6 protein-coding genes are annotated in these 12,768 nt (G+C 59.1%); 4 read left to right on the top strand and 2 right to left on the bottom strand.

What is annotated here, in order from left to right:
* The first annotated feature begins 102 nt into the window (after positions 1-102).
* The 4 genes from VJU77_16390 (at position 103) to VJU77_16375 (ending at position 9,732) form a co-directional block, all read left to right on the top strand.
* Positions 103-2,601: a hypothetical protein gene (locus tag VJU77_16390; GenBank protein HKP04933.1), complete on the top strand. Its 2,499-nt coding sequence runs from the start codon at positions 103-105 to the stop codon at positions 2,599-2,601.
* Positions 2,602-2,686: 85 nt separating this feature from the next.
* Positions 2,687-3,070 carry an efflux RND transporter permease subunit gene (locus VJU77_16385; GenBank protein ID HKP04932.1) on the top strand — a complete coding sequence of 128 codons (384 nt, stop codon included), beginning with the start codon at positions 2,687-2,689 and terminating at the stop codon, positions 3,068-3,070.
* A gap of 100 nt (positions 3,071-3,170) precedes the next feature.
* Positions 3,171-5,024, top strand: coding sequence for a hypothetical protein (locus tag VJU77_16380; protein HKP04931.1), 1,854 nt, complete (start codon positions 3,171-3,173; stop codon positions 5,022-5,024).
* Positions 5,025-5,580: 556 nt separating this feature from the next.
* Positions 5,581-9,732, top strand: a complete 4,152-nt coding sequence (locus tag VJU77_16375) for a M4 family metallopeptidase (protein ID HKP04930.1) — start codon at positions 5,581-5,583, stop codon at positions 9,730-9,732.
* A gap of 585 nt (positions 9,733-10,317) precedes the next feature.
* Here VJU77_16375 and VJU77_16370 read toward each other — a convergent pair.
* Positions 10,318-10,806, bottom strand: a complete 489-nt coding sequence (locus VJU77_16370; GenBank protein ID HKP04929.1) for a hypothetical protein — start codon at positions 10,804-10,806, stop codon at positions 10,318-10,320.
* 629 nt (positions 10,807-11,435) lie between these two features.
* Positions 11,436-12,768 (bottom strand): hypothetical protein (locus tag VJU77_16365; GenBank protein HKP04928.1); only part of this gene is annotated, 1,333 nt, incomplete at its 5' end.

Here is a 12,768-nt window from a genome sequence, read left to right as displayed (position 1 = left end):
GTTTCGCGTCTTTCCCCGGAGCACTTGCCTTTTAGTTGGAGGACAAGGCTCGGGACTGATAGACTCCACGGCGTGTTCTCCGTTCGGCTCCTCCTTGCAGCGATGCTGCTTATCCCCCTCCAGGTTCGAGCCACCACTTATATCGTGACCACCCTCTCCGACACTGGACCGGGCTCGCTTGCCCAGGCGATCCTGGATGCCAATTCGCACCCGAACGCTTCGGCCAGCGATCGTGACCGCATCCATTTCGCCATTCCCGGCTCCGGCGTTCAGACCATCCTGGCACTCGAGCCGTTTCCCGCGATCACCGATCCGGTCGTGATCGATGGATTTACCCAGGCCGGCGCGCTTCCAAACAGTAATCCCGTCGGGCAGGGTTTGAATGCAAGTTTGAAGGTCGAGCTCGATGGCAATTTCATCAGCTTCCTGGGAAGTGCGTTAATGATCACCGGCGGAAATACGACTGTTCGTGGTTTGATTATCAACCGTTTTGATAGCGGCATTACTTGTCAGGGAGGGAGCGGGAATACGATACAAGGTAACTTTATTGGAACCGATCCAACAGGGACGTTCGCACCGATTGTCGGCACTCTCGCCAGGGAACCGCGCCAGATTAACGGCGTTGTGCTCGATAATTGCCGGGCATCCCGGATAGGAGGGCAGCAGCCAGCCGAGCGGAACCTGATCGCGGGGAATGAATATTACGATACCTATATTACCGGGCCGGGGGCGACGGACAACATCGTGGAAGGAAACCTCCTGGGCACGAAGGCCTCTGGGATGGCGGTCCTTCAAGGTGCGGGCGGCTATGGGGTTTATTTGGAAAATGCCGCTTCCGCAAACCTCATCGGCGGCACCGCGCTCGCCGCGCGAAACGTGCTTTCGTCCAGTGAGTCCACGGGTGGAAATTACATCGGTGTTAATTTTGCGGGCGCCAAGGACGGCAATCTTGCGACCTTCGGAAATCTCGTGAAGGGCAATTTCTTCGGCTTGGATGTGACCGGGAAGGGGATCGTCGACACGGAGGGAACCCCGACCGGCATTGGCATCATCGTGACCGGTCACCATAACGTGATTGGCGGAACGGAGCCTGGCGCGCGCAACGTCATCTCGGGTAACCGGGTGGGCGGAATCATCATTGGCGGCGCCCTGGATGGTGAAGAAGCGACGGAGAATGTGATCCAGGGTAATTTCATTGGCACGGACGAATCCGGCGTCCTGCCCCTCGGCAATGGACGTTACGGAGTGGAGTTCAATTTCCTGGCCCACGACAATTTGCTTGGAGGCACCGAACCTGGCGCCGGCAATCGCATCGCGTTTACTTCGGCTGGCCCCATTGACTTTCCCGCAGGGACGGGAATCGCGGTTTATCAGGGATTCAATTCGGTGCCGAGCGCCACTGGCAACGCGATTCTCGGCAACCTCGTTTACGGCAATGAGGAGCTCGGAATTGATCTTGGGACTGATCATCCAACTTCGAACGATCCGGGCGACACGGACACTGGCGCGAATAATCTTCAAAATTATCCCGAGCTGACGTCGGCTGATTTCGAAGCCAACACCGTGAGGATCCGCGGAGCCCTGAACAGCATGGCCACTCAGAGTTATCGGGTTGAATTCTTCGGCGATTCGGTGGCAGATCCTTCTGGATTCGGCGAGGCGAAAGTTTTCCTCGGCGCTGCCAACGTTCTGACGGGTCCGGATGGAACAGCCACGCTGGATTTTGCCTGGCCTTGTCCCGCCGGACTTAGAACGGTCACCGCCACCGCCACCGATTCCGGCGGAAACACATCTGAGTTTTGCCGGAACCTCTCTGTCGCCGGAACCCCCGCTCCGCAGGTCTTGAATATCTCAACCAGGGTGCGGGTGCAGACGGGTGACAATGTGTTGATCGGCGGCTTTATCGTTACCGGGACAGACTTCAAGAAGGTACTCGTTCGCGCGATCGGGCCTTCTCTTTCCGCTTCCACCAACCCCTTGGCGGATCCAAGGCTGGAGCTTTACCAGGGCGGTATCCAGCTCGCGAGTAATGATAACTGGAGAGACACGCAGGCGGCTGAGATTGAAGCGACCGGACTTGCCCCGAGCCATAACCTGGAATCGGCCATCGTGCGGACGCTGGCGCCGGGTGCTTATACAGCGGTCGTGCAGGGCGTTAACAATATAACGGGCATCGGGCTCGTTGAAGTTTATGACGTGAACCAGGTGGCGATCTCGGAAATCGCGAACATCAGCACGCGAGGATTTGTCGAAACCGGTGACAACGTCATGATCGGCGGCTTGATCCTTCGTCCCGCCGGCGGAGGAAATGCGACTGTGGTCGTGCGCGCTCTCGGCCCTACCCTGAGCAATTTTCAAATCGCGGGTGCCTTGCAGGACCCGACCCTCGATTTGGTTAACTCCGATGGTGGAGTGATCGGCTCGAATAACAACTGGAAGGATATGCAGCGGGCCGAAATCGAGGCGCTGGGTCTTGCGCCCGGCGATGATCGCGAGTCGGCGTTACTCCAAGCAATTTCGCCCGGCAATTACACCGCGATCGTGCGCGGCGCGAATAACACCACCGGCGTGGGGTTGGTTGAAGTTTATAAGTTGCCGTAATTGAGCTGGAGCCTCGCGGCCTGCGAATGGCTCTGGTTAAAGTGGGAGCGACGGCGTCTTTCCATTTGGGCGGAAAAAGAACGGCATCATGATCGTCGACTTCGCTCTCCACCGGATTGATGAAGGTTACGATCTTCGCACCGCGATTCATGAAGCGAGCGTCGAACGTTTTCGCCCCATCATTATCACAACCCTGGCCGCGTTGATGGGGGCGGTGTCGCTCGCGCTCGGCTACGGCGCCGACGGATCATCGCGCCGTCCGCTCGGTCTCGTCATCGTTGGCGGCTTGATCGTTTCGCAGCTCATCACTCTTTACATCACGCCGGTGATCTACCTCGCGCTGGAGTGGTTCCAGGAGAACGTTCTCGATCGCGTCCCGTTCCTGCGCAGCGGCCATATGCACCACGAAGCCGACACCGCCACCGGGGCGACAAAAGGGTTACAGCCATCCTCAGTTAGTATTCAGTAATTGGGCCCAGCACGGCGGGCAGCGCTTCGTGGGGACCAGGCTTCGCGGGTATTCCTCCGCCCGCTACCGATCATCCAAATTCACGCTTTGACTTCTCTGTTTGATACGTATTAAATCCGCGCGTCCGATGCATATCTCCCGTTTCTTATTGGTGGGATGCGGCTCACTGATTGCCTTTACCGGAAATACCTTGGCAGGTCCTTCTCCCACCCCCACGCCGACGCCAATCATATTCGATGAGGCCGTCTCGCGCCTCGTGGCGGATCCAATTCGTCCTCGGGTTTACGCGAGCAGCTCCGGCCGCGTCATCGTGATCGATACGACTACGATGAGTATTATTAAAAGCGTATCGTTCGGAGCGGCTCCTGAAGGCCTGTCCATTTCTGTTGATGGATCAAAGTTGTGGATTGCAGACGCGGGAGGAGACCCCGGCATCAGAGTGCTGGACTTGAATACTCTCGAGAGGTTACCAAGTCTGCCGGTCCCCTTGCAGTTGTCAGATGTTGAAGAAGGCTTAGGCGGTCGCCTTTATGTGACTCCGCTTTCCGGCTCCCCCCGGGTTTGGCAGGTTGATGCAAACACCGGTGCCTTTCAGGCGCCGTTGGGAGGAAACCACCAATCCGTCGACGGTCGTTTGGAGATCAGTCCTGATCGGAATATATTGTTTTACGGTGATGGCGCCGCCGGGACATGCTCTACCTTGAATAAGTTTAAGGTAGCGACTGAAAACGCGTCTCTTCTTCAGGAAGTCGCGTTTTGCGCAAGCTTTGCCAGCATTGCCGCGGATCTGAAACTCAGCCATGGCGGCCAGCTGATCGTATATCCAATGGGCAGGGGGAATGGTTCGCCTCCGTACACGACGTTTGAGATTCCGACCGCCGACCTCACAAGCGTCAATGGAACGTTTAACGTGGGTGCCCGCCCCGGACCGGCGGTTTTCAGCAATGATGACACGCTCCTATATCATGGGGCCTACACCCAAAGTGCGATCAAGATCTTTGATACAGCGACGTTTAACCTGGTGGGAACGATCTCTCTGCCGCATGGCATTGACGGACGTCAACTTGCCATAGATCGCTCTGGTCGCTGGCTTTTCGCTTCCACCGGCACGAATGTCGGTCCAACTGGGTTGCGAGTGTTCGATACTGGACGGAGCGATGTAGTTCCCACTGCGGCGCTCCGCAATGTTGCAACCCGGCTGCGCGTTGGTCTCGGTGACAATGCCTTGATCGGCGGAGTCATTATCACAGGCACTAACCCCAAGCGGGTAATCATCCGCGGGATCGGACCTTCGTTGAGTGCGGTCAATGACAGGTTGCCGGATCCGATCATCGAATTGCATCAGGGTGACGCGGTTATCGCGACAAATGACAACTGGAAGCTAAGACCTGACGGCAGCAATCAGCAGGTTGAGATTGAAGCCACGGGCCTGGCACCAACGAATGATTTGGAATCGGCTCTGGTGGCGATCCTTAATCCCGGGGCGTACACGGCGATTTTGCGCGGGCAGGGCAACACCACCGGCGTGGGGGTGGTTGATGCCTACGATTTAGACCCGGCCGCGGATTCCACTTTAGCGAACATCAGTACGCGGGGCCTGGTCGATACGGGGGACAATGTGATGATCGCCGGAATCATTGTTGGGCCTGCTAATGGTGCGAATGGGAAAATTGTCGTGCGCGCCTTGGGCCCTACGTTAAGTGATTTCGGGATCCAAGGGGCGCTGCAGGATACAACGCTGGATTTGATTAATTCCTACGGTGTGACACTTCGATCGAACAACGATTGGAGAGACACACAGGAAGCCGAAATCGAAGCGTTGGGTCTTCAGCCCCCAAACGATCGTGAATCGGCATTACTGCAGACAATTGCGCCCGGTAGCTACACGGCGATCGTGCGCGGTGCAAGTAACACAACGGGCGTCGGGTTGGTTGAAGTTTACAAGCTGCAGTGACCCGAAAAATTGACCGCGGATGGGGAAAGGTGTGACGTGAGGTGGATCGGCCGCCGTTACCTTGACATCGCCCGCAGGGCGACGGCTACAGAAGAAATCGGCGGTTTGCCCTTCGGTTGGACTCAGGGCCTTGAGCCTGTCGAAACGGGAAAGCGCCGTCCCTACCATTTTTTATCCGTGAAATCCGCGTGATCCGCGGTTGACCATTTCGCGTCGCCCCCAGGGCGACGGCTACAGAAGAATGGGCGGTTTAGAAAGCGCCCCTCCTTGTCCGGACGGCGCAGCACGCCTTCCCCACCATCGAGCTGAGCGCTCGATCCACCTCGATCATCCGCGATATCCGCGTAATCCGCGGTCCAACAACCTCTTCGACTGCGCTCTCCATTCGAAAGTTGCTTACCTATTTTCCCGCAGATTAAGAAATTAGCTTCACAAAAATACGAACACCTGGCCTCCATCACCCGAATCAAGGGCAGGACATTCGCCCACGCCTTCAGGGCAGAGCTCCAATCCACGTCAGGAAAATTGCTCAACCTGCATCCGAAAGGACACCTCTATGAAATATTACAGACTCATCCGCGCGACCGCGGCTTCCACTTGTCTCCTGCTTGGAGCAGCCTTCGCCTGGAGCGCGATCAGCTCCACCACGAACCCGCGAGCCGCCACTCCAACCCGAAATTCGGCAGCCGCTTCAGCAGTGACGATTAATCCGGTTGCCGTAGCAGCGTTCAACAATCTTCGGAAATCCAGCCGGTCCGAGATCACCGGTGAGGTCTCGCGCCAAACCGGCAATTATCGGTTCGTTCGCGCTTCCGGCGGAGTCCTGGCGACCGCCGATAAATCAACGACGCCGCAAACTCGCGCGAAAGCGTTCCTGGCCGCGCACGGCGCATTAATCGGAATGAGCGATCCGGAGCGCGCCTCCGCCACCGCCGGTAACGATCTCCAGGCCGCGGCGCCGACGACCGACTCGATCGGGATGACGCACGTGAGATTGAATCAGTTCTATCACGGCATTCCAGTCTTTGGCGCGCAGGTCGTCGTCCACATGAACGACCAGGGAATCACAGGCGTGAACGGAGATTATGTCGGCCGGATTTCGGCCGGGACGGTTCCGTATGTTACGGAGGCTTCAGCTCTCGAAGCGGCCATGAGTGCGCTGCAAAAGACGGGAGCCGGTGAGAAATGGAAGGTGGCGAAAGTTGAGACCGTCATTTATCCCGCCGGTTTGCTCGAAGGACGGCCGGTGGTTAGCCGGCTGGCCTATTCCGTCACCGCGACGGGAGAAAGATCGGCCGAGCAGGTCCTGGTCGATGCGGGAACAGCGGCGGTTTTGTTGCATTTCCCGCTCCATCCATCCGCGCTTTACCGGACCATTTACTCGCCGCGCTACGACCCCATGAATCCGGACCTCTTTGTTCAGCGCAAGGAAGGAGACCCGCCGAGTCCGGCGCCGTTTGTTAACAACCTCTACGATTTCGCGGGCCAGACCTACAACCTTTACTCATCTGCTTTCGGCCGCGATTCCTACGACGCTATGGGGCATCACATGATCAGCGTTTACCTGATCAACGAGCAGTGCCCGAATGCCTACTGGAATGGAACCTCCACGAACTATTGCCCGATCTTCGACGCCGACGACGTTGTTTCCCATGAATGGAGCCACGCCTACACCGAGTACACCCACGGACTCATCTACGCCTTTCAGTCCGGCGCGCTCAATGAATCGTACTCGGACATATTTGGCGAGACGGTCGACCTGATTAACGGATCGGATGGGTCGGGCGGAAGCAACAATGCCGAGCCGTACCCGAACGGGCAACGCTGGCTGGTCGGCGAAGACCTGGGCCAGCAAGTGCAGGAGCTTCTCTTGCGCGACATGTACGACCCCGATCGTCTCGGCGATCCCGGCAAGGTTTCCTCTCCAAACTATGCCTGTGGCACGGATGATGGCGGCGGAGTTCATACCAACTCGGGCGTGCCGAACCACGCCTATGCTTTTATCGTGGATGGGACGCAGTTTTTGCCCGGTGGTTCGTATAACGGCCAGACCATAACCGGCATCGGCCTAACGAAAGCTGCCGCGATCTATTTCCGCGCGGAATCGGTGTATCAAACGCCTACCACCGATTTCCCGGCGCACGCCATTGCGCTCCAAAGCTCCTGCAGCGATCTGATCGGAGCGAACCTGAATAATCTTTCCACCGATAGCGGGACGGGCACGCCTTCGACCGAACATATTACGGCCGCTGACTGCCAGGAGGTGACCAAGGCAATGCTGGCCGTCGAGATGAGCCTGCCGCCGGTCTGTGCGACTGGCCCCCTTTTGAATCCGGATGCAGCGCCGGTTTGCCAGGCGCCCACCATCATCTTCTCGGAGGATTGGGAGAGCGGTGAAGGTGCATGGACCAAGACAAGCATGGGCTACGGCACCGGTCTCATTGACTGGGAGGACGCCACCAAGATGGCGACCCGCTTCTTCCACTTGAATTCCACCCTGCCAGGTGGTCGCACCGGGACGGCTGCGTTTGCCATTAATCCAGCTATCGGTCAGCCCGGCGGTGGGACTTGCGCGCCGGGCGGCGATTATTCCGGCAGTCACACCCTTGATAGTCCCCCGATTACGATCCCAGCGGGGGCGACTACGCCCATGTTGATTTTCGACCACTATATCGCGAGCGAAGCGGGAGTGGATGGCGGCCAGGTGGAGATCAGCACGAATGGTCTTCCGTATCAGCTCCTCCCCCGGAGCGAGTACGTCTTCAACCCGCCGAACACCGTCTACAATCAGGCTGCGCCGATCGGCAACAACACCGGGCCCAATCCCGGTGAAGACGCATGGACCGGGACGAATCTCGGAGGGGTGGCCCACGGTTCGTGGGGAACTACTCTGGCCAATCTCGCGTCGGTCGCACAACCGGGCGATACGATCAATATCCGCTTCACCTGGAGCCAGGATGGCTGCAACGGCGTCGAAGGCTGGTACATCGATAACATTAAGGTCATCCAATGCCCGACTCTCGAAGCGCCCGTGCTTTCCACGGGAAGCGATTATCAGAACCCGGATCCGGACGGCTCCTACACGCTAAACTGGGTGCGGCCCACCGGCGCCACCGGCCCCGATCTGCTCCAGGTCTCGCAGGAAGCGTGCGCTCCTTTGCTCTTTGATGATGCCGAGCATGGCCTGATGAACTGGACCACCACGACGAATGGATCAGGAGCCATCAACTGGACGACAGGAACGAAACCGCAACATGCCGGCACTACCTTCTATGCCCAGGGAATGGAAAACACGGTCAGCGCGGACTCGTACCTTACCTACAACAACCCGATACCCATTCCGACCGGAGGACAGACATTCCTTAACTTCTCGGACTGGGACAACAACGAAGGCGACGACAACGTGCTGGTCGAAGCTTCCGTGGACAATGGAACAACCTGGGAGGCGCTCTATATTCATAATCGGTCGGAGCTAGGCACTGGCCCGGTATCGTTTGCCACCGAACCGCTTTTTCAACGTTCGGTGAGCCTTGCGAATTACGGAGGTCAGACCATCCGGCTGCGTTTCCATTATGCCCTCGGTCCGGATAACCGGGCCGGGTCGACGCCGTTTGGGTGGTACGTTGATGATATCTCCATCGTGAACGACGCCTGGTTTGACGTCAGCAGCACGGCCGCGACTTCGTTCCTGGTCCAGAACCAGACGAACGGGACTCGCTGTTACCGGGTGCGGACGACTTACACCATAAACGGCCAGATGGTGGAGGGTCCGTTCAGTAATGTCGTTAGTGCGACGGTTCTTCTCCAGGGTGGCCCCACACCTACTCCAGGTCCAAGCGGAACGCCGACGCCGACTCCGGGCGGATCGGTTACGCCTACTCCGACGCCGGGCCCAAGTGCCACGCCGCACGCCCAAACCGTTAATCTCTCGACTCGCCTGCGCGTTCAGACGGGCGACAAAGTGGGTATTGGTGGATTCATCATCAGCGGCAGCGGGCCCAAGCAGGTGATCGTACGCGCGCTCGGGCCTACCCTGACCCAATTCGGGATCACGGACGTGCTCGCCGACCCGATGCTCGAGCTGCATGGACCGAGCGGGTTCGTCACCGTAATCAACAACAACTGGCGCGACACCCAGGAAGCGGCCATCATCGCCTCCGGCCTGGCTCCGGCCAACAACTCCGAATCGGCGATCATAGCCACGCTAAGTCCGGGCGCCTATACGGCGATTGTCTCAGGAAACGGCAATACCTCGGGAGTTGGATTGGTGGAAATCTACGACCTCAATGAGGCGGCCAGTTCAAGACTGGGTAACCTCAGCACCCGCGGCTTCGTGAGCACCGGCAACGACATCGTCATCGCTGGTTTCTCGATCAGGGCCGGCATTTTGGATCTGGATCGGATTGTCCTGCGCGGGATCGGGCCCAGCCTTGCCCCGGGCAGCTTCCCTGCATCCGCGGTGTTGGCGAATCCAACCCTGGAGTTGCGCAATAGCAACGGAACGGTCCTGATTGCCAATAACAATTGGCAGGATGACCCCGCCCAGGCCGCTCAACTCACGGCCGCGGGGCTCGCGCCAAGCAACGACCTCGAATCCGGAATCTCGACGACCCTGGCGCCCGGCGCTTACACGGCTCTTCTTTCCGGGGTAAGTGGTGGAACCGGCATTGGTCTGGTAGAAGTCTTCGATCTCGGACTCCAACCCTGACGCATCGCCCCAAAGCGCGCGCTGTCTGCCTTCCATTTGCCGGGGGGCGGACAGCGGCGCGGGCGCGCTGCTCAATGGATGCGCTGAGCAGAAATCCCAAGTCCCAAGAACCAAATTCCAGGGAAATCACAATCACCAAACTGGGAAATGCTTATTAACCGCGGATTCCACGGATATCACGGATGGAATTGGTAGGGACGGCGCGCTGCGCCGTCCGCAAGGAGCGGCGCTTTCCAAACCGCCGATCTTCTTCTGTAGCCGTCGCCCTGTGGGCGACGCCAAGATGGGAGCGGCCGATCCACCTCATGTCACACGTCACTTGTTTCCCATCAGTGCCATCCGCCCTGCCCGCATCGCTACGCGAAGCGTTGCGGGCGCGGCGTAATCCGCGGTCGATCAGAGAATTTGGGATTTGGTGGTTGGGATTTGGGACTTTAGCAATCATTCTTGTCCATTCTTCCGTTGCGGTTTTCCCTCAACGGCACGATGGCGTGCCGTCTCCATGCTTATCCGCGGCATCCGCGTAATCCGCGGTTCAAAGAGTAAGAGCAAGAGCAAGAGGGCGCGAAACGCGCCGCCGCTCCCTTACTTGACCTTCACCACCCGGATCGCTCCGGAGGCGCCGGCAATCATCATGCGGTAGCCGAAACCGGCTTTCACAATCAGGACCGGCGGTGAATCGACCTTGGGAAAATAAGCGCTGTCGCTTTGCGATTGGGCCCAGCGCTGTCCATTCTCGAGCGTGAAAACGGTTCGTCCATTGTAACCGGTGAAGGGGCCGACAATCCGGCTCTGGATGACCTCCGGGGCGGAGACCTTCTGTTCCTTTACCGCTTTGTCGACTGCCGTGGTCGCCACCCGTTCGTTGCTTACCGCAACATAGTTGCGAATGAATTCATCGAGCTTTGCCCGCTCCGCCGGGTCGAGCTTTTGCAAACCAGCCGCTTCGTAGTCCCCAGGCGACATGGCCTTTTGCACGCCCGGAAAGGGTGAGGCTTCCGGTTCGGCCGCCTGAAGAAAGGCGAATCCGGAGGAGGCAAGAAAGAGGCAAAGGACGAGATTGATTCTTTTCATAAACGCGAGGGCCCTACTCGACCCAGTGGGCGGACGAATGTCAAAGGCAAAACGAGCGAGGGCAGGGGGAAACCGCGGATTACGCCGCGCCCGCACGCTTCGCGTAGCGATGCGGGCAGGGCGGATGACACGGATGGGAAACGAGTGACGTGTGACGGGTGACGTGAGGTGGATCGGCCGCCGTTTCGACAAGCTCAAAGCCCTGAGCAAGTCGAAGGGCTCCGCGGACGATTTCGAATTCGCGCGAAGAAATCCCAGCGCTAAAGCGCTGGGCTATTTTCGGACGGCGCGCTGCGCCGAAACCAAGGAGCGGCGGTTTACAAACCGCCGTTTTTTTTGCGGCCGCTTCGCCGCTGGCTACGCTGAAGGCGGATGCGACGCCAATGTGGCGTAAATTGACGGCGGTGAAGACACCGCCGCTCCTTGAAAAGAGGGCGGTTTGGAAAGCGCCCCTCCTTGCGGACGGCGCAGCGCGCCGTCCCTACCATCGAGCGCGGAGCGCTCGATCCACCTAAGCTAGTGGCGTTTTCCCCAACGGCGGTGGCCCGCCGTCTTCAAGCGTGCCATCCAAAAAAAAGCGAGGCTCGCGGTTCCCCACGAGCCTCGCATTATTTTTTTATCGGCTCCGGTTACGGACCGCGATCGTAGATTTCCACCAGGCCGATCCCGGTCCCGTTGTTTAACCCAGCCAGCAATACCGTGTAGAACCCGGGCGGTAACGATGCCGCTATCGCCGATTCCAGGTTGTTACTCGGCGCCAACCCAGCCGCGATGATCTCCGCCGCTTGCCCGGCGTTGTCCTGCCAGTCGTTGTTCGCCAGGATCAGCGTTCCGTTCTCGTCCCGCAGTTCCAACGTCGGATTGGCCAACACCGCGCTCGCGGGGAAGAAGGTCGGCGCAAGACTCGGCCCGATCCCTCGCACCACCACCCGGTCCAGCGAGGTCCCGTTCCCCAGCACCATGCCCGCGATGACGATGTTGTCCCCCGTGTCCACGAACGCTCGCGTGCTGATGTTCCCCAGTTTCCCGCTCGTCGGACTCAGGTCGTAGACTTCCACCAGGGCCACGCCCGAAGCGTTGTTCTTCCCTCTTACTACCGCCGTGTAGGCTCCGGGCGCCAGCATCGCGTCGATCGCCGACTCGAGGTCATTGGTCGGAGCCAGCCCTGTCGCCACGATCGCCGCCTCTTGCGTATCTCTCCAGTTGTCGTTGGTCACCGTGGTAAACCCGCTCGGCCCATGGAGCTCGAGAATCGGATCCGCCAACACATCGGTGATGCCATTGTGGATCAGCGAAGGTCCGATTCCGCGCACCACCACATGCTTCGGTGCGCTGCCCGTGATGATGAACCCGCCAATGCCCACCTTGTCGCCCACCTGCACGCGCATGCGCGTCGACAGATTCAACGCTTGCGTTATTCCGCCCGGCGTCGGGGTTGCTGTTGGGGTCGGTGCAATTGTCGCCGTCGCTGTCGGTGTGGCTGTTGCCGTAGCGGTTGCGGTTGCCGTCGCGGTTGCTGTCGGCGTGGCTGTGGCCGAAGCAGTGGCTGTCGGGGTCGGAGTTCCTCCGCATCCACCATTGATGTTAAACACAATGTGCATGTTCGGGAACCCGATCGCCGACGTGTCGGTCGGCGTCGTTAGGCCACAGCTGGCTGCACTGATGTAGCTCGGGCCAGTTTGCGCCGACGCGTTCGATCCGATGAAGAACGAGTGACCCGCTGCCTGTCCATCCGGCGAATTGACTTCCATGATCAATTGCGTCGTCCCTGCTGGCACCACTGCCGCCAGCGGCACGCTCAATACCGTGTTGGTCTGGTCGGCCACGTTCACCGTCGTCGTCGCGATCTGCGTCCGCGTTCCGCCAGGGAAGGTCCCTGTGGTTTGCGTATACAGGCGCACGTTGATCGGTTGGGTCGTTCCTGTCCCCGCCGCATTGGCCGTCTCGATGCCAAAGGAAACC

The sequence above is a fragment of the Chthoniobacterales bacterium genome, assembly GCA_035274845.1.
Classification (GTDB): domain Bacteria; phylum Verrucomicrobiota; class Verrucomicrobiia; order Chthoniobacterales; family UBA10450; genus AV80.
This window is presented reverse-complemented; position numbering and strand designations above follow the sequence as displayed.

What these genes read in the sequence shown, in the direction of transcription:
- VJU77_16390 (HKP04933.1), top strand. Translation starts at nt 103, where the DNA reads ATGCTGCTTATCCCCCTCCAGGTTCGAGCCACCACTTATATCGTGACC.
- VJU77_16375 (HKP04930.1), top strand. Translation starts at nt 5,581, where the DNA reads ATGAAATATTACAGACTCATCCGCGCGACCGCGGCTTCCACTTGTCTC.
- VJU77_16370 (HKP04929.1), bottom strand. Translation starts at nt 10,806, where the DNA reads ATGAAAAGAATCAATCTCGTCCTTTGCCTCTTTCTTGCCTCCTCCGGA.